This window comes from Streptomyces genisteinicus (assembly GCF_014489615.1).
Taxonomy (GTDB): domain Bacteria; phylum Actinomycetota; class Actinomycetes; order Streptomycetales; family Streptomycetaceae; genus Streptomyces; species Streptomyces genisteinicus.
The window spans coordinates 3,080,170-3,096,298 of the sequence record NZ_CP060825.1 but is presented as its reverse complement, the minus strand read 5'-3'; the positions used below and the strand labels follow the sequence as shown (position 1 = coordinate 3,096,298).

Annotated in this window: 13 protein-coding genes; 7 read left to right on the top strand and 6 right to left on the bottom strand. The window is 74.3% G+C overall.

Annotation, left to right across the window (positions count from 1 at the left end; translation table 11 throughout):
• Nucleotides 1-76: 76 nt before the first annotated feature.
• On the top strand, nucleotides 77-1,150 hold the full coding sequence (locus IAG43_RS13455; RefSeq protein WP_187740992.1) for an isopenicillin N synthase family dioxygenase: 1,074 nt from the start codon (nucleotides 77-79) through the stop codon (nucleotides 1,148-1,150).
• Here the strand turns inward: IAG43_RS13455 and IAG43_RS13450 are convergent.
• Nucleotides 1,120-2,229 (bottom strand): citrate synthase 2, encoded by a 1,110-nt coding sequence (locus IAG43_RS13450; protein ID WP_187740991.1) that lies wholly within the window; start codon nucleotides 2,227-2,229, stop codon nucleotides 1,120-1,122. The genes IAG43_RS13455 and IAG43_RS13450 overlap by 31 nt on opposite strands.
• A gap of 444 nt (nucleotides 2,230-2,673) precedes the next feature.
• On the opposite strand from IAG43_RS13450, the gene pdxH reads away from it, so the two are divergent.
• Entirely contained in the window at nucleotides 2,674-3,297 is a 624-nt protein-coding gene (gene pdxH, locus IAG43_RS13445; RefSeq protein ID WP_187744439.1) for a pyridoxamine 5'-phosphate oxidase, read from the top strand.
• A 400-nt stretch (nucleotides 3,298-3,697) separates the two neighbouring features.
• Here pdxH and IAG43_RS13440 read toward each other — a convergent pair whose 3' ends face one another.
• A complete protein-coding gene (locus tag IAG43_RS13440) occupies nucleotides 3,698-4,453 on the bottom strand; it encodes an SIS domain-containing protein (RefSeq protein ID WP_187740990.1) in 756 nt (251 codons plus the stop codon).
• 223 nt (nucleotides 4,454-4,676) lie between these two features.
• On the opposite strand from IAG43_RS13440, the gene IAG43_RS13435 reads away from it, so the two are divergent.
• Together IAG43_RS13435 and IAG43_RS13430 are read left to right on the top strand one after the other, a co-directional pair.
• On the top strand, nucleotides 4,677-5,369 hold the full coding sequence (locus IAG43_RS13435) for an iron-dependent transcriptional repressor DtxR (protein ID WP_187740989.1): 693 nt from the start codon (nucleotides 4,677-4,679) through the stop codon (nucleotides 5,367-5,369).
• Nucleotides 5,370-5,990: 621 nt separating this feature from the next.
• The gene (locus tag IAG43_RS13430; protein ID WP_187744437.1) at nucleotides 5,991-6,851 is read left to right on the top strand and encodes an alpha/beta fold hydrolase; all 861 of its coding nucleotides are present in this window, start codon (nucleotides 5,991-5,993) and stop codon (nucleotides 6,849-6,851) included.
• A 65-nt stretch (nucleotides 6,852-6,916) separates the two neighbouring features.
• Here the strand turns inward: IAG43_RS13430 and IAG43_RS13425 are convergent, their stop codons facing one another.
• The 3 genes from IAG43_RS13425 to IAG43_RS13415 all read right to left on the bottom strand — a co-directional run bounded on the left by IAG43_RS13425 (nucleotide 6,917) and on the right by IAG43_RS13415 (nucleotide 10,284).
• A complete protein-coding gene (locus IAG43_RS13425) occupies nucleotides 6,917-8,512 on the bottom strand; it encodes a transporter (protein WP_246574298.1) in 1,596 nt (531 codons plus the stop codon).
• Complete coding sequence (locus tag IAG43_RS13420) at nucleotides 8,509-9,321, bottom strand: ABC transporter ATP-binding protein (RefSeq protein ID WP_187740988.1); 813 nt, start codon at nucleotides 9,319-9,321, stop codon at nucleotides 8,509-8,511. Before IAG43_RS13420 ends, IAG43_RS13425 begins: the two co-directional genes overlap by 4 nt.
• A gap of 297 nt (nucleotides 9,322-9,618) precedes the next feature.
• Nucleotides 9,619-10,284, bottom strand: a complete 666-nt coding sequence (locus tag IAG43_RS13415) for a bifunctional DNA primase/polymerase (protein ID WP_187740987.1) — start codon at nucleotides 10,282-10,284, stop codon at nucleotides 9,619-9,621.
• A 318-nt stretch (nucleotides 10,285-10,602) separates the two neighbouring features.
• On the opposite strand from IAG43_RS13415, the gene IAG43_RS13410 reads away from it, so the two are divergent.
• A complete protein-coding gene (locus IAG43_RS13410) occupies nucleotides 10,603-11,988 on the top strand; it encodes an NsdA family TPR-like regulatory protein (protein WP_187740986.1) in 1,386 nt (461 codons plus the stop codon).
• A 154-nt stretch (nucleotides 11,989-12,142) separates the two neighbouring features.
• Nucleotides 12,143-13,969, top strand: a complete 1,827-nt coding sequence (locus tag IAG43_RS13405) for a hypothetical protein (protein ID WP_187740985.1) — start codon at nucleotides 12,143-12,145, stop codon at nucleotides 13,967-13,969.
• 186 nt (nucleotides 13,970-14,155) lie between these two features.
• Here IAG43_RS13405 and IAG43_RS13400 read toward each other — a convergent pair whose 3' ends face one another.
• Nucleotides 14,156-15,469 (bottom strand): ABC transporter substrate-binding protein, encoded by a 1,314-nt coding sequence (locus IAG43_RS13400; RefSeq protein ID WP_187740984.1) that lies wholly within the window; start codon nucleotides 15,467-15,469, stop codon nucleotides 14,156-14,158.
• 173 nt (nucleotides 15,470-15,642) lie between these two features.
• Here IAG43_RS13400 and IAG43_RS13395 point away from each other — a divergent pair, with 173 nt between their 5' ends.
• The gene (locus IAG43_RS13395; RefSeq protein WP_187744436.1) at nucleotides 15,643-16,089 is read left to right on the top strand and encodes an SCO4402 family protein; all 447 of its coding nucleotides are present in this window, start codon (nucleotides 15,643-15,645) and stop codon (nucleotides 16,087-16,089) included.
• Nucleotides 16,090-16,129 lie beyond the last annotated feature (40 nt).

The following is a 16,129-nucleotide window of genomic DNA, read 5'->3' as shown; positions in this document are numbered from 1 at the left end:
CCGCCGTCCCGGCGACACCCGGCCCCGCCCCACCCACCGGCGGCCCCGGGCCCCTGCTCACCCAGCGGACACCACCATGTCGCACACCGTTTCGTCGTTCCCCGCGTCGCGCCCCGGCCACCGCCGGCTGCCCGTCGTCGACCTCTCCGCGGCCGACCGCGGCCCGGCCGAACGCGCCGCCCTCCACGACCGGCTGCACGCCGCCGCCCACGACGTCGGCTTCTTCCAGCTCACCGGCCACGGCGTCACCGGCGCCGAGACCGCCGCCCTCGACCGCGCCATGCGGGCCTTCTTCGCCCTGCCCGAGGCCGACCGCCTCGCCCTCGACAACGTGCGCTCGCCCCACTTCCGCGGCTACACCCGCACCGGCGACGAACGCACCGGCGGCAGCCGCGACTGGCGCGACCAGCTCGACATCGGCGCCGAGCGCCCGGCCCGTGTCCCCGGCCCCGGTGAGCCGCCCTACTGGTGGCTCCAGGGCCCCAACCAGTGGCCCGCCGCCCTCCCGGAGCTGCGCACCGCCGCCCTGGGCTGGATCGACCGGCTCTCCGCCGTCGCCGACCGGCTGCTCCACGAGCTGCTCGCCGCCATCGGCGCCGATCCGGCCTTCTACGACGACGCCTTCCGCGGTGGCGCCCACCCGCACCTCAAGCTCGTCCGCTACCCCGGCAGCGCCGGCGACGGCAGCGCCCAGGGCGTCGGCGCCCACAAGGACTACGGCTTCCTCACGCTGCTGCTCCAGGACGCCGTGGGCGGCCTGCAGGTCGAGCGCGAGGACGGCCGCTTCCACGACGTCCCGCCGATGCCGGGGGCCTTCGTCGTCAACCTCGGCGAACTGCTGGAGGTCGCCACCGACGGGTACCTCAAGGCCACCCGGCACCGGGTGGTCAGCCCGCCCGGTGCCCGTGAGCGCTTCTCCGTGCCCTACTTCCACAATCCGCGGCTCGACGCCCGGATCGCCCCGCTGGACTTCCCGTACGCCCGGATCGCCCCGGGAGCCACGGCCGACCCGGCGAACCCGCTGTTCGCCGAGTACGGCCGCAACGAGCTCAAGGGCAAGCTGCGCGCACACCCGCAGGCGGCCGCGCGCCACCACGCGGACCTCGTGGTGCGCGGGGCTCAGGCCCCGGCGGAGGCGATGTCCGCGTAGCCGGAGATGTCCCGCGGGTCGCGCGACCCCGGACCGGTGTAGCGGGCCGACGGGCGGACGAGCCGGCCGGTGCGCTTCTGCTCCAGGATGTGCGCCGACCAGCCCGCCGTGCGGGCGCAGGTGAACATCGAGGTGAACATGTGCGCCGGCACCTCGGCGAAGTCCAGCACGATCGCCGCCCAGAACTCGACGTTCGTCGCGAGCACCCGGTCCGGGCGGCGGTTGTGCAGCTCCTCCAGAGCCGCCTTCTCCAGCGCCTCGGCCACCTCGAACCGCGGCGCGGCGAGCTCCTTCGCGGTACGCCGCAGCACCCGCGCCCGCGGGTCCTCGGCCCGGTACACGCGGTGACCGAAGCCCATCAGGCGCTCGCCCTTGTCGAGCGCCTGCCGGACGTACGCGGCCGCGTCACCGGTCCGTTCGATCTCCTCGATCATGCCGAGCACCCGCGACGGGGCGCCGCCGTGCAGCGGGCCCGACATGGCGCCCACCGCCCCGGACAGCGCGGCGGCGACGTCGGCGCCGGTCGAGGCGATCACCCGGGCGGTGAAGGTGGAGGCGTTCATGCCGTGCTCGGCGGCCGACGTCCAGTAGGCGTCGACGGCCTTGACGTGCCGGGGGTCCGGCTCGCCCCGCCAGCGGATCATGAACCGCTCGACCACCGAGGCGGCCTTGTCGATCTCGCTCTGCGGCACCATCGGCAGGCCCTGGCCGCGCGCGGACTGCGCGACGTAGGACAGGGCCATCACGGCCGCCCGCGCCAGGTCGTCACGGGCCTGCGCCTCGTCGATGTCGAGCAGCGGCCGCAGGCCCCACACCGGGGCCAGCATGGCCAGCGCCGACTGCACGTCCACCCGGATGTCGCCGGAGTGGACGGGGATCGGGAACGGCTCCGCCGGCGGCAGGCCCGGGTTGAACGCCCCGTCGACCAGCAGCCCCCACACGTTGCCGAACGAGACGTGACCCACGAGGTCCTCGATGTCGACGCCCCGGTAGCGGAGGGAGCCGCCCTCCTTGTCCGGTTCGGCGATCTCCGTCTCGAACGCGACGACTCCTTCGAGTCCAGGTACGAAGTCGGACATCAGGCGGCTCCTCACGGTGGGTACGGCTGTGCGGGTCGGACACCCCGGTGATTCCCCGTCGGCGCGGTCGTCACCCGGCCCGCCCCGGACCAGGAACGGTATCCGCCGCTGTAGGGAGGCCACAGAGGCCCCACCGTGAATTTTGGCCGGTCCCCCAGATGCGGGGAAGCGTGACGTCCGGCACACTGCCCCGATGCGCGCGCCGGGGATTGGCGGCACCGGGAGCAGGGAAGACTGGGCCCCGCCGGCGTCCCGCTGCGGCAGGATGTCCCCGTGACCGACGACGCCGCCCACGCATCCGACGCCCCCGCGACCGACTCCGCGCCCGGCGCGGGCACGGGTGCGGACGCATCCGGCGGGGACGCCCGCCCCGCGGTGACCGTCTCCGGGCTCCCGCTGCCGGACCCCGCCGACACGGAGCTGGTCGTCCCCGATCCCGCGGTCATGCGCGAGCAGTACCGTTCGACCCCCCTCGACGAGACCGCGCTGGCGTCCGGGCCCATGGAGCAGTTCGCCCGCTGGTTCGCCGAGGCCGCCGCGGCGGCGCTGCTCGAACCGAACGCCATGGTCGTCTCCACCGCCACGGCCGGCGGTCTGCCGTCGTCGCGCACCGTGCTGCTGAAGAAGTACGACGAGCGCGGCTTCGTCTTCTTCACCAACTACGGCTCCCGCAAGGGGCGCGAGATCGACGCCAACCCGCATGTCTCGCTGCTGTTCCCCTGGCATCCGCTGGCCCGCCAGGTCATCGTCACCGGCACCGCCGCACGCGTCGGCCGCGAGGAGACGGAGGCCTACTTCCGCACCCGCCCGCACGGCTCCCAGCTCGGGGCCTGGGCGAGCGAGCAGTCCTCGGTCATCGGTTCGCGCGAGGAACTCGTCCGGCGCTTCGAGGAGCTCGCCGCCGGCGCCTCCGCGGACGCGCCGCTGGAGGCCCCGCCCCACTGGGGAGGCATCCGGGTCGTCCCGCAGGACGTGGAGTTCTGGCAGGGCCACGAGAACCGGCTGCACGACCGGCTGCGCTACGTCCGCACGGCCACCGGCTGGCGCGTGGAGCGCCTCGCCCCCTGACCGGCCGGCGGGAGCACGCGGCCGGCCCGCGAGGGGCCTCCGGCAGGCCGGGAACGCGAACGACCCGTGGGCCTTGGTCCCTCCGTCCGGACGGAGGGAGCCGGCCGGACGTGCCGGCGGCCCACGGGTCGGGTGACTGCTCGGGTTTCGGCAGGCGGCCTGCCGAGGTGCACAGAGTGCGACAGCAGGCCGTCAGCCCGCAGTCACCTCACGAGTCCGAAAAGAAATCATTTTTTCGGATCACCTCCTTTCGCGTGTGACCCCACCCTAGAAAGTCCCCGGCGGCGGTTCAACCGAATTAACGGGCCGTGCCCCGTCCCCTTTCCCGGGCGCCGGGAGAGCCGCCCGACCGGTGGGCGACCATGGGCGACCGGTGGGTGGCGGAGGACCGCCCGGCGGGTCAGTGGCGGAAGAAGATCCGGTCGCGGTACTCGGTCATCACCCGGCCGTTCCACTCGTGGCCGCCGTCGACGTTGCCCGAGCGGAGCATCGGGGGCTCGATGCCGCGCTCGGCGAGGCGTTCCGCGGCGGCCGCCATGGTGGCCTGCATCAGGGCGCTGGTGACGACGGTGGAGGCGGGGGCGAAGGGGGCCTCGATGCCCTCGTGGGTGAGCTCCGCGTCGCCGACGGCGATCTTGGAGTCGAGGACGATGTCGCAGTGGTCCTTGAGGAAGGTGCCGGAGGTGTGGCGGGAGCGGGTCTCGTGGGCGTAGGCGACGGAGGTCACGCCGATGACGGTGAGGCCCAGGGCGCGGGCGTTCATGGCCATCTCGACCGGGAGGGCGTTGCGGCCGGAGAGGGAGATGATCACCAGGACGTCGCCGGCGGCGGCGGGGCTGGAGTCGAGGACGGCGCCGGCGAGTCCGTCGACCCGCTCCAGGGCGGAGCCGAGGGTGGCGGGCATGACGTCGACACCGACGACGCCGGGCACGGCGAGCAGGTTCATCAGGGCGAGTCCGCCGGCGCGGTAGACGACGTCCTGCGCGGCGAGGGAGGAGTGGCCGGCGCCGAATGCGAAGAGCCGGCCGCCGTCGGCGACGGCGTCCGCCATGGCCGTACCCGCGGCCGCGATGTTCGCGGACTCCTCGTCCCTGACGCGTTGCAGCAGACCGATCGCGGCGTCGAAGAACCGACCGGCCAGCTTGCTCTCGCTCATCGTCCAGCCCTTTCGGAGGTGGTTACGAGGGTAGTTCGCGGCAATGACGGGACGGGGAACATCCGTGTCGCGGATCACGTTGAGGTCTGGACCATTGGTCTGTCAATACAGGCTCCGGTCATGCGGGCAGTGACGTGCCGGGCACGGTTGTCTGCGCGATGCGCAAGAATTGAGCCGGGGCCACGTACGACTGTTTTCCACGCCAGAGCATCGAGGGGCACGTATGTCCGGACTGATCGACACGACGGAGATGTATCTCCGCACCATCCTCGAACTCGAGGAGGAAGGTGTGGTGCCCATGCGGGCCCGGATCGCCGAGCGGCTGGACCAGAGCGGTCCCACGGTCAGCCAGACCGTCGCCCGGATGGAGCGCGACGGCCTGGTGACCATCGCCGGCGACCGCCACCTGGAGCTGACCGCGGAGGGGCGGCAGCTGGCGACCCGCGTGATGCGCAAGCACCGGCTCGCCGAGTGCCTGCTGGTCGACGTGATCGGGCTCGAGTGGGAGCACGTCCACGCGGAGGCGTGCCGCTGGGAGCACGTGATGAGCGAGGCGGTCGAGCGCCGGGTGCTGGAGCTGCTGCGCCACCCCACGGAGTCGCCGTACGGGAACCCGATCCCGGGCCTGGAGGAGCTGGGCGAGCAGGCCGAGGCCGATCCGTTCCTGGACGACAGCATGGTCTCGCTGGCCGAGCTGGACCCGGGCGCGGACGGCAAGACGGTCGTGGTGCGGCGGATCGGCGAGCCGATCCAGACCGACGCCCAGCTGATGTACACCCTGCGCCGCGCGGGCGTGCAGCCCGGCTCGGTGGTGAGCGTGACGCAGTCGCCGGGCGGTGTCCTGGTGGGCAGCAGCGGCGAGGCGGCGGAGCTGGAGGCGGAGATCGCCTCGCACGTCTTCGTGGCCAAGCGCTGACGTCCGCTTCCGCGGCGGCCGGCCGGGCCTCTGCTGTGGGCGGCGGCGCGGGCGGACCCGGCGCCGTCGGCGTGCGAGGGGCCCGGTGACGGCCGGGCCCCGGCGGACGGTGCGGGAGGTCCCGCGGGCGGACGGCGCCCGTCGGTGTGCACGGGCGGTTCCCGGGGCTGAGGCCCCGGGAACCGCCCGTGCGGCGTTTCGGGGCGGAACGGCAGCGGCCGGAGCCGGTCCCGTGCCACTCTGAAGCCGAGGCATATGACTCGGGCCCGGGGAGGGGAGCCACGGTGACGCGTCGCCCGTCGTACCGCCTTGTGCCGGCGCCGCCGCGCCGGAGGGCTCTTCCCCAGGAGGGGTCCCGGCGCCCGCAGGCGCCGGGACCTGTCCTCCCCGGTGCTGACCCGGAGCCCCGAGCTCCCAGGGTCAGTCCCTCGGACCCCTGTCCCCGAGCGGTCCGCCTCCCGCAGGAAATCTCCCCCCGCCGACCGCGTCCAATCCCGGGACGCGGTCACTCGAACGAGGGGTGTTGCGTGGCAGAACGGCTTTTTCGAATGCAAGTTCGATAGTCTGGCGTGACTCGACACGAGCCACCGATCCGGGGGAGACAAGGGGGTGCCAGGCCAGATGGTGCGGCGCATCGATGTGACCGGAGCCGACGGCGTACGCCTGGCGGCCTGGGAGTTCGCGGACCCGCCGAAGGGCCGCGGCGAGCACGAGACGGCGCCCGGCGTCTTACTGCTCCACGGCCTGATGGGGCGTGCCTCCCACTGGGCGCCCACCGCCCGCTGGCTGGCCGAACGGCACCGGGCCGTCGCCCTCGACCAGCGCGGCCACGGCCGCAGCGACAAGCCCGACGGCCCCTACACCCGGGAGGCCTACGTGGCCGACGCCGCCGCGGCCGTCGAGCAGCTCGGACTGGGCCCGGTGACGCTGATCGGCCACTCCATGGGAGCCCTCACCGCCTGGCAGCTCGCCGCCAGACGGCCGGACCTGGTGCACGCGCTGGTCATCTGCGACATGCGGGCGTCGGCGCTCGGTCCGGCGTCGCAGCGCGAATGGGCGGACTGGTTCCACTCCTGGCCGGTGCCGTTCGCGACCCTCGCGGACGTGCGCAAGTGGTTCGGCGAGGACGACCCGTGGGTGGAGCGGCCCAACCCGGCGCGCGGCGAGTTCTTCGCGGAGGTGATGGCCGAGCAGGCGGACGGCTGGCGCCCCGTCTTCTCCTACGGGCAGATGCTCACGACCAGGGAGACCTGGGTGCTCGAATCGCACTGGGACGAGCTGGCCCAGGTCCACTGCCCGACCCTCGTGGTGCGCGGACTCGACGGGCAGCTCGGGCGGGCGGAGGCCCAGGAGATGGTCCGCGTCCTGCCGCGCGGCGAGTACGGCGAGGTCGCCGACGCCGGCCACCTCGTCCACTACGACCACCCCGAGGGCTGGCGCTCGGCCATCGAGCCCTTCCTGGACGGAGTCCTCGCCTCCTGAGGGCGCCGCTCCGCCCCGCCGCCCGAGCGGCCCGGCGACCGGCCCCGGACCGCGCGGCGGGCGGGTCAGCCCTTGCTCACCGCCGTCAGGATCTCCGGCAGCCGCCCGGCGGTCCGGGGCGCCGCGATCCGCAGCCCGGCCCAGGTCACCAGCGCCGCGTACGCCGTGCCCACCGGCAGGACCAGCCACAGCGTGCCGGAGCCGGAGGTGTGCAGCCAGACCGTCAGGGCGATCACCGGGGCGCACAGCAGCGCCGAGCCCAGGACGCCGCCGAGGATCGACATCCAGGCGAGAGCGCCCTGGCCCGGCGCCACGTTCTTGTACGCGCTGTCCTGCGGGATCGAGTACGGGAAGAGCGCCGACGCCACCGCACCCGTCGCGAGCATCGCGCCCAGCAGCGCGAACGACAGGCCCAGCACCTCCGGCAGGTCCGCCCAGCGGTCCATCATGCCCGTCGTCACGGCGCACACCAGGGTCATGTAGGGCAGCGTGATCACCAGCAGGGCCAGCGTCCGGGCGCGCAGCTCGGCGTACGCGTCACGGGTGGCGGAGATCGTCAGCGCCACCATCCAGAACGCCGAGGTGTCCTGCCCGAACTGGTTGTACATCAGCATGCCGAGCATGGCCGCGGCGAAGCACGCGAAGTAGACCGAGCCCGTGCCCTGGAGCGCGTTGAAGACCGGCACGATCAGACCGACGGCCAGCGAGGTGACCCAGGCGCCCTTCGTCTTGGGGTCGCGCCACACGTACCGCAGGAAGCGCATCATGACCGTGCCGGTACGGCCCTCGGGCAGCAGCCGGTGCAGCCCGGACGCCGAGGAGCCGGGCCGGGTCGGCTCGGAGGCCGCCGCCAGCGTCGACCCGTCGGGTGCCGTCATCAGCCGCGTCAGGCTGCGCTGCCACCACCACAGCAGGGCGGCGAGCGCCCCGGCCGCCAGGGCCAGTTGGGCCGCCGCCGAGGCCCATGAGCCGGCGGACGCCGAGTCCACCGCGCCGATCGCCGAGGCCGGCGGGATCCAGCGCACCACGCCGGCCGCCGGGTCCAGGGCGGACAGCCCGCCGGACCTGCTGAGGCTCTGCACGCCGAAGTTGACGAACTGGATGCCCACCGCGATCAGCAGGCCGCTGAGCACCGCCAGGTCACGCCCCTTGCGGGAGGTGAGCAGACGGATGTTGGCGGCGGCGACCGCCCGGGCGAGTGCGACGCACACCAGCAGGGTGAGCGGGATCGCGACGACCGCGACGGCCGTCGCCGCCGCCCCGCGCGCCGGGGCGAGGGCCGAGCCGACGACGAGGCAGAGCGTGAACAGCGGGCCGATGCCGACCACCGACGCGCCGAGCAGTGCCCCGACCAGGGGGCCCGGGCGCAGCGGCAGCATCACCAGCCGGGTCGGGTCGAGGGTCTCGTCGCCACTGGGGAAGAACAGCGGCAGCACGGCCCAGCCGAGCGCCACGACCCCGGTCAGCAGGACCACGACCGTGGCCGCGTCCTCGTTCCCGCGCAGCAGGAGCAGCCCGGCCAGCTGGGCGGCGGCCAGCAGCACGGCGAGCACGACCGACACGACGAAGACCGCGGTGCGGCCGGACGACTGGCGCAGCCCGTTGCGCAGCAGGGACAGCTTCAGCCGGACGAAGATCCCGGTCAGCGCCGCGGTGCTCACCGGGCACCGCCGCCGAGCCAGTCCAGCGACTCGCCGGAGTCCCGCCCCTGCGCCCCGACCAGCTCCAGGAACGCGCTCTGGAGCGTGGGCGCCGCGCCCCGGACCTCGGCGAGCGTGCCCTGGGCCCGGATCCGGCCCGCGGCCATCACCGCGACCCAGTCGCAGAGCGACTCGACGAGCTCCATCACATGGCTGGAGAACACCACGGTCGCGCCGGACGCGGTGTAGCGCTCCAGCACGCCGCGGATCGTCTGCGCCGACACCGGGTCGACGCCCTCGAACGGCTCGTCCAGGAAGAGCACTTCGGGGTTGTGCAGCAGCGCGGCGGCCAGGCCGATCTTCTTGCGCATGCCGGTCGAGTAGTCGACGACCAGCTTGTGCTGCGATCCGGCCAGGTCCAGCACGTCCAGCAGCTGCGTGGCGCGCTTGTCCACCTCGTCGCCCGGCAGACCGCGCAGCCGCCCGTTGTACGCGAGCAGTTCGCGGCCGGACAGCCGCTCGAACAGGCGCAGCCCCTCCGGCAGCACGCCGATGCGGGACTTGACCTGCACCGGGTCGCCCCACACGTCGTGGCCGGCGACCAGCACGCGCCCGTGGTCGGGCCGCAGCAGGCCGGTGACCATGGACAGCGTGGTCGTCTTGCCCGCCCCGTTCGGTCCGACGAGGCCGATGAACTTCCCCGCGGGAAGCGCGAGATCGATCCCGGCGACCGCGACCTGCTCCCCGAAACGCTTCCACAGCCCTTCCACCTGGACCGCGGGCGGGGGCGTGGGCGCACCGCCCGTCGCGTCGACTGCCTGCTCCGGCATGCTCATGGCCTCCCGTGTTCCCCGTCGTCGGTCGGGCACAGCCTACGGAGACCGGTGCTCCGGAGCCCAGACGCGGACCTGGCAGTCCGCGCCGGTCGGCGTTGCCGCAATCCGCCGCGGGCGGGCCGGCGCCCGTGCCCGGAGCGTACGGGGACGGGCGGCGGGGACCCGAGGCGCCGAACGGGGACGGGCTGCGGGGACCCGAGCGACGAACGGGGACGGCCGACGGGCGGGCCGGCGGACTGCGGGGGCGGGCGGCGGGCGGACCGACCGGGAGCCGGGGCCGGGCCCGGAGGGTCACTGCCCGCGGACGCGGGCCGCCGCCGCCTCCCGGCCGCAGGCATACGCCAGAGGGCTGATCAGCTCCTCGGCGTCGGGCAGCCAGCGGTTGGCCGGCGTGGGCCGGCGCGCCCACTGGACCGCGCCCCGCCCGCCGATCCGCGTCGGCGGGGCGGCCACCCAGTGGCCCTCCCCCCGGGTGACCAGGTCGATGGCCGACGGCATCCATCCGAGGTTGCGGATCAGGTCGGGGGCCTTGAGGGAGGCGCCGGGAAGGACGAAGAAGAGCATCCGGCGGTCGGGGGTGCAGGTCACCGGGCCCAGCGGCAGGTCCATGCGCTCCAGGCGGGCGAGCGCCAGGAAGCCCGCCGACTCCGAGACCTCCAGCGCGTCGAAGGTGCGCCCGGTCGGCAGCAGGATCGACGCCCCGGGCTGCTTCGACCAGAGCCGGCGGGCGGCGGAGCCGCTGCCCGTCGCCTGGTTCGCCCAGTCGCCCCGGCCCGGGTGCGCGCCGGGCGAGGCGCAGGCGGTGTCGCCGCAGGAGCAGCGCTCGGTGCCGTCCACGGGCTCCAGCCAGGTGCCGGGAAAGACGTCCCAGTGCCGCTCGTCCGCGTACCGCACGGCCGCGTCCAGCAGTTGTTCGCCGCGCTGTTGGGGGATGGGTGCGGCTTCCGTGACTCCCATGGTCTCTTCCACGACACACTCAACTACCTGCGCAACCTCGGGTTACGGCTCGGCCCGTGCCCGTGTTCGGCGCATCGATCCTGCATGTGGGGCGCACGGGTGCACGGCCGGGGGCGCGCGGGAGGCCGTGCCGTCGGGGGCGGGTAGCCAAGGCGGGGGGTGCGCTCCGCGGGCCGCCCGACCAGCGGGCCCGAAAAGGAACCAACCCGACGAACTCTGCATTCTCCGTATATCAGCCGGGCAGTGAACAGTGATCAGCGACCAGTGATCGACAAGCCGGTGATCGACGCCGATCACCGCGGCATCAGGGGGTAGTCCATGGCAGCCAGGCCTCTCGTCGCCCGACAGCCGAACGAACGGCTGCAGGCGCTCATCCAGGAAGCCGGGTGCTCCAACGCGGGACTCGCGCGCCGGGTCAACATGGTCGGTGCGGAACGCGGCCTCGACCTGCGGTACGACAAGACGTCCGTCGCGCGCTGGCTGCGCGGCCAGCAGCCCCGCGGCCGGGCCCCGGGCATCATCGCCGAGGCCCTGGGCCGCAAACTCGGGCGCACGGTCACGATCGACGAGACCGGCATGGCGAACGGGAAGAACCTGGCCACGGGTGTCGGGCTGCAGTTCTCGCCGACCGTCCCCGGAGCCATCGAGCAGGTCTGCGAGCTGTGGCGTTCGGACGTGGGGCGCCGGGACTTCCTCTCCGGTTCCGCCGTCGCCGCCTCCGCCCTCGTCGAACCGAGCCGCGACTGGCTGATCACCGGCGCCGACGCACAGGTCGCGCGCACGGCGGGGGCCCGCGTGGGCACCTCGGACGTCGAGGCGGTCCGCGCGATGACGGCTGCGCTCACCGAACTCGACCACCGCTTCGGCAGCGGACACGTGCGGCCCGTGCTGGTCCACTACCTCAACAGCGTGGTCTCGGGCCTGCTGTCCGGGTCCTACCGGGAGGCGGTGGGCCGCGAGCTGTTCGCCGCCGTCGCCCGACTCACCGAACTGGCCGGGTACATGGCGGTCGACACCGGGCAGCCCGGGCTCGCCCAGCGCTACTACATCCAGGCCCTGAGACTCGCGCAGGCCGCGGGCGACCGGGCCTACGGGGGCTACGTGCTCGCCGCCTCCATGAGCCACCTCGCCGCCGAACTCGGCAACCCGCGCGAGATCGCGCAGCTCGCACGGGCGGCGCAGGAGGGCGCCCGTGGCCGGGTGACGCCCCGTGCCGAGGCCATGTTCCACGCGGCGGAGGCCCGCGGCCACGCCCTGCTCGGCGACGCCCGCACCTGCCACGACGCCGCCTCCCGCGCCGTCGCCGCACTCGACCGGGCGGAGCCGGAGTCCGGCGACGACCCGGCGTGGATCGCCCACTTCGACCACGCCTATCTCGCCGACGAACTGGCGCACTGCCACCGCGACCTGGGCGAGGCCGAGGAGGCCGCACGGCAGGCCGGCGAGGCGCTGGCCGGGCACCCGGCGTCCCGCGCACGGCGCCGCGCGATCGGCCTGGTCCTGCTGGCCTCGGCCCAGGTCCAGCAGCGTGAGGTCGAACACGCCTGCCACACGGCGACGCGCGCCGCCGACCTGCTCGACACCCTGCGCTCCAGCCGGGGCGCGGAGTACCTCGACGACCTCCGGCAGCGGCTGGAGCCCTACGCCGAGGAGTCCTCGGTCCGCGAGCTCTCCGCCCGGCTCGACCTGCGGGCGGCGGCGTGAGCGGACCCGCGCCGGCGGGGCCGGTCCCGGACCGGCCCCGGTAACTGCGTTCTCTGTCCGCATCTTGTCACTGCTGTGGCACGTGTGTGCGGAGGACTTCGGGCACCCGGTAGCGTGAACCGACGATTCCGTAGGTCCACATGTAGGAGTCCCGGTGACGCACAGCGGACAGGGTGACGAGCAACGGCCCCCGGCCGCGCGGCCCGCGCACGAAGGCGTCGTGCTGCCCGCCGACGGCAGTGAGCCCCTCATACCCGGAACCCAGGGTGCGCAGGCGGCCCCGGCGGGCGGACAGCCGTGGGGTGCACCGTGGGGCCCCCAGCAGCCGGGCGGGCAGCAGCCCCCGGCGGCGCCCGGCTACGGCGCGCAGCAGCCGCCCGCCTACGGCTACCCGGGCGGACCCGCCCCGGACGCCGCGGTCCCCGGCTACGGATATCCGGCCCCGGACGGCTACGGCGCACCCGCCCCGGGCGGCGGCTACGGCTACCCGCCCCAGCAGCCCGCCGCGTACGGGCAGCAGCCCCCGGCGGCGCCCGGCTACGGCGGGCAGCAGCCCCCGGCGGAGGCCGGCTACGGCGCGCAGCAGCCGCCCGCCTACGGCTACCCGGGCGGACCCGCCCCGCAGGGCCAGGGCCACCCCGGCGCGGCGCTGCCGCTGCCGCAGCAGGGCGCGCCCGGCGGGTACGACGACCGGACCCAGATGCTTCCGCCCCAGTCGGGCGGCGTCCCGGGCGGCTACCCCGTCCCGGGCGGTCAGGGTCCGGGTGGGGCGTCGGACGCGACGCAGTACATCGCGCCCGTCGCGGGCGGTCAGGGTCCGGGCGGGGCGTCGGACGCGACGCAGTACATCGCGCCCGTCGCGGGCGGTCAGGGTCCCGGTGGGGCGTCGGACGCGACGCAGTACATCGCCCCGGTCCCGGGCGGTCAGGGTCCCGGCGGCGCGACACCGCCCGGAGCCCTTCCCGGCGCCCTTCCCCCCGAGGTGCCCGCCGAGTCCACGACGTTCCTCGGGACCGGACCGCTCGCCCAGGGCGGCGGACCGGGCGGCGGCGCACCCGGCGGCGACACCGACGCCACGCAGTACATCGCGCCGGTGCCGCCCGAGCCCGCCGCCGCTCCCTTCGGCATCCGGCCGGGCGCCCCCGGCGACCGGCAGCCGCCCTCCGAGTTCGACAGCCTCTTCCGCTCGGACGCGCCGCCGGCGGCGCACGGCGGCGCGGACTCGACGCAGCAGATGCCGCATCTCGCCGGTGGACAGCCCGGTCCGGGCTCCCGCACCGGGATGCCGCAGCAGGGCTTCCAGGAGCCGGGCCACCCGCGTCCCGGCTACGACGACGAGCCGCCCGCCCGGCGGCGGTCCCTCGTGCCCGTCGTCGCCGCGCTCGTCGTCGGCTGTGCCGTACTCGGACTCGGTGTCAGTGCGGTGGTCTTCGGCGGGGACGACTCCTCGTCGAAGACTCCGGACGAGAACGTGGCCGCCACCTCCGCCGCGCCGAGCCCGAGCGCCTCCGAGAAGCCGGCCGACCCGGCGAAGCCCCAGGCCGAGGCGTTGGACAAGCTGCTGGCCGACAGCAACGACAGCCGCGCCGCGGTGATCCGCTCGGTGGAGAACACCAAGAGCTGCAAGGACCTGGACGCGGCCGTCAAGGACCTGAAGGACGCGGCCGCCCAGCGGCGCGGCCTGGTGACCCGGCTCGGCGAACTCGAACTGGACAAGCTGCCGAAGCACGCCGAGCTGAACTCCGCGCTGACGAAGGCGTGGCAGGCGTCGGCCTCGGCCGACGACCACTACGCGGCGTGGGCGCAGCAGGCCAAGAGCAAGAAGGTGTGCAAGGACGGCAAGGCGAGGAGCACGTCGCACACGGCGCAGGGCAACAAGGCGAGCGGCGACGCGACCCGGGCCAAGAACCAGGCCGCCCAGCTGTGGAACGCCATCGCCCGTGACCACGGCCTCACCGAGCGGCGCAGCGAACAGCTCTGAGCGGCGCGGCCCGGCGCTCGCCTCGGGCCGCCGCCCTGCCGTCCCTGCCGTCCCCGCCGTCACCGGACCCGGCGCCGGACGGCGGCGGGCCGGCGCTCTCCTCGTGCCCCGTCCGGCGGGGTGCCCACGGTGCCGGGCCGGCATCGCCGCGGCCCGCCGGCGGCGCCCACGTGACCGGTCCGGGCGTCAGGAGGCGGCGGCCAGGGTGTCCGATACGTCGACGAACTCCTTGCGCTCGGCCACCAGCCGCCCGTCGCGCACGACCTGGAAGGTCACGCTGCCGTTGACGATGCGCGGGTAGTTCGGCGCGCCGAGCATGTCCTCGTAGCCCCAGCGCAGTTCGGGCGTCAGCCCGTCGGTCGACACCTGGAGTCCCTGGTCGAGGACGTGGGCCAGGCGGGCCGGGGTGACCGCTTCGCCACCGAGGGCGCGGACCGCCTTCTCCAGCACGGTGTAGGCGATCCAGGTCGTCTGCACGCCCGCGTCGGCGGGGTCGACGGTGTTGTCGCCGAAGGCGTGTTCGCCGATCACTTCGCGCATCGGGTCCCAGCGGCTGTCCCCCGCGTCCGGGTACCAGCCGGTGACGTACGCGCCCTCGAAGGGGCCCTTCCGGCCGCCGGTCCGGTCGATGAGCGGCTGGCCGACGCTTCCCATGACGGAGGAGACGCGGACCTCCTCCCCGTCCTCGGGCAGCCGCCGGAAGGAGTCGAAGAAGGTCTCCGTGCGGTCGCCCAGCGCCGCCGTGACGCAGCCGGGCCGTTCGCTCGGCGCCGAGGAGGCGGCCGGGTGCTCCGACGCCCGGCTCCGGGCGTCGACGGCCTGCTCCGTGTAGTCGGTGGCGTCGTCCGCGGCGAGGATGTCGGTGGTGGTCGCGTCGCTCCGGCCTTTCTTGAGGCCGGAGTTGAGCAGCTGGAACAGGTCGTCGCCGGCCAGCGTGTCGGGGCGGACCAGGGCGACGCCGTCGCAGGAGCCGGCCAGCTGCTGGCCGTTGCCGGCCAGCAGGGCGGGCTGGCCGCCGTTCACGGGATAGGACAGATAGCTGGTGAACTCCTCCTCGGAGATGCCGTATCCGCCGATGAACGGGATGCCCGCGGCCTCCAGCGGCGCCATGAAGGAGCCGTGCTGGCTGTAGGAGCCGACGACGGCGACGACCTTCTCGTCCACGGCACGCCGGGCGCAGGCGGCCGAGCCCTGCGGGGTGTTGTCGCTGTTGCAGGTGAGCACGCGCAGCTCGCGTCCGTCCAGGCCGCCGCGGGAGGCCGCCCAGCGGGCGTAGGCCTTCGCCATCGACGGCATGCCGGGCATGTTGGTGGCCGGGGTGTCCTGGGGCGCGAAGGTCATCACCGTGACGGGCTCCCTGGAGCCCCCCGGGTCTCCAGGGAGCACGCCGCAGCCGGCGACGAGGGACGCTCCCGCCGCCACGGCGGCCGTGCAGGCGGCGCGGGCGCGGAGCGCGGCGGCCGAGGGGAGGGATGCGAAGGAACGACGCCAACCGGTCATGGCTCTGCACAGTTCCTCCTTCCGGGGAACGGCACAGTGAGCGTTCTTCAACGCACGGTGACGGGAAGGTGAATTGCGGGGGCGGCTCAGGGTGATCGAAAAGGGAACGTACGATCGAAGATGTGCAGCAAGGTTCGGTCAACCCTTCCCGTCGCGGCCGTCGCTCCTCCACCATGGGCGGCATGCCGCTCAATGACATGCCCTGGTGGCGCTGGCGCAGCAACGTGCGCTCGGCGCTGCACATGCTCTCCGACCCGGTCTTCCATCAGGAGTGCTGGCTGGCCGGCCGGGAGGGGTACGGCGACGTCACGGACGCCGTGTACCGCCTGGTCGAGGACACCTGGCTGGACAACTGGTCCGCGGAGAAGTACGTCGGGACGATCTTCCGCGACACCGACGAGGCCGCTCTGGTGGACGTCGCCGTGCTCCGGGTGCTGCGCATCATGCACCAGGTCGGGCCGGACGCGCCCGTCTCCGCCTATCTGGAGCACCAGGGCTGGCCGGAGGCCGTCCGGGCGGCGCGGGAGGCCCATGTGCGCCTCGCGTCCGCCGACGGCGAGGACCCCGACGCGCCGCCGCGCTCCCTGGACGTCCTGCGGATCATGACCAGCAGTGCATGACCAGCAGTTCGTGGCCACCGACTCGTGACGAGCGGTTCAT

Coding starts and splice junctions, on each gene's coding strand:
- IAG43_RS13455 (WP_187740992.1), top strand. CDS start 77: ATGTCGCACACCGTTTCGTCGTTCCCCGCGTCGCGCCCCGGCCACCGC.
- IAG43_RS13450 (WP_187740991.1), bottom strand. CDS start 2,229: ATGTCCGACTTCGTACCTGGACTCGAAGGAGTCGTCGCGTTCGAGACG.
- pdxH (WP_187744439.1), top strand. CDS start 2,674: ATGCGCGAGCAGTACCGTTCGACCCCCCTCGACGAGACCGCGCTGGCG.
- IAG43_RS13440 (WP_187740990.1), bottom strand. CDS start 4,453: ATGAGCGAGAGCAAGCTGGCCGGTCGGTTCTTCGACGCCGCGATCGGT.
- IAG43_RS13435 (WP_187740989.1), top strand. CDS start 4,677: ATGTCCGGACTGATCGACACGACGGAGATGTATCTCCGCACCATCCTC.
- IAG43_RS13430 (WP_187744437.1), top strand. CDS start 5,991: ATGGTGCGGCGCATCGATGTGACCGGAGCCGACGGCGTACGCCTGGCG.
- IAG43_RS13420 (WP_187740988.1), bottom strand. CDS start 9,321: ATGCCGGAGCAGGCAGTCGACGCGACGGGCGGTGCGCCCACGCCCCCG.
- IAG43_RS13415 (WP_187740987.1), bottom strand. CDS start 10,284: ATGGGAGTCACGGAAGCCGCACCCATCCCCCAACAGCGCGGCGAACAA.
- IAG43_RS13410 (WP_187740986.1), top strand. CDS start 10,603: ATGGCAGCCAGGCCTCTCGTCGCCCGACAGCCGAACGAACGGCTGCAG.
- IAG43_RS13400 (WP_187740984.1), bottom strand. CDS start 15,469: ATGACCGGTTGGCGTCGTTCCTTCGCATCCCTCCCCTCGGCCGCCGCG.
- IAG43_RS13395 (WP_187744436.1), top strand. CDS start 15,643: ATGGGCGGCATGCCGCTCAATGACATGCCCTGGTGGCGCTGGCGCAGC.